We start from the raw sequence: 761 nt of genomic DNA on the forward strand, positions 1-761 counted from the left end.
GTGCCAGGCCTGACCGCTGCCCAGATCGCCGCGCTGCCAACCGCAGACGTCGCAGCCCTGACCACCGCCCAGGTCGTGGCCCTGAGCACCGCTCAAGTCGCCGCATTGACCACCGCTCAAGTGGCCAACCTGACCACGGCTCAAGTGGCCGCGCTGGAAACTGTCGACGTGGGTGCACTGACCACCGCTCAGGTCGTCGCGCTGGGCACCGCTCAGGTTGCAGCACTGACCACCGCTCAAGTCGCGGCCCTCAAGCCGGCCCAGATCACCGCCTTGCAAACCGTTGACCTGGCCGCGCTGACCACCGATCAAGTCGCAGCGCTGGGTACTGCTCAGGTCGCCGCATTGACCACCGCTCAAGTCGCGGCACTGACCACGGCTCAAGTCGCCGCGCTGGAAACCGTTGACTTCGCCGCACTGCCTGTCGCCAGCGTAGGAGCCCTGACCACCGCTCAGGTCGCCGCACTGACTACCGGCCAGGTCGTCGCTCTGACCACCGCTCAGGCGGCTGCACTGAAACCGGCCCAGGTTGCTGCACTGACCACCGCTCAGGTCGCCGCACTGCAAAACGCCGACCTCGCAGCCCTGACCACAGCGGCTGTCGCCGGTCTGACCACCGCTCAAGTGGCCGCGCTGACCACCGCTCAGGTGCCAGGCCTGACCGTTGCCCAGATCGCTGCCCTGCCAACCGCAGACGTGGCCGCATTGACCACCGCCCAGGTTGTCGCCTTGAGCACCGCTCAAGTGGCCGCATTGACCAC

At 67.5% G+C, this 761-nt stretch carries 1 protein-coding gene; it reads left to right on the forward strand.

The genetic code is table 11. The features are described from left to right. Positions 1-761 (forward strand): hypothetical protein (locus NRB16_RS28800; protein ID WP_373568522.1); only part of this gene is annotated, 761 nt, incomplete at both ends.

Origin of the sequence: Pseudomonas sp. LJDD11, assembly GCF_024584215.1 — a bacterium.
In the GTDB taxonomy this organism is placed as follows: Bacteria; Pseudomonadota; Gammaproteobacteria; order Pseudomonadales; family Pseudomonadaceae; genus Aquipseudomonas.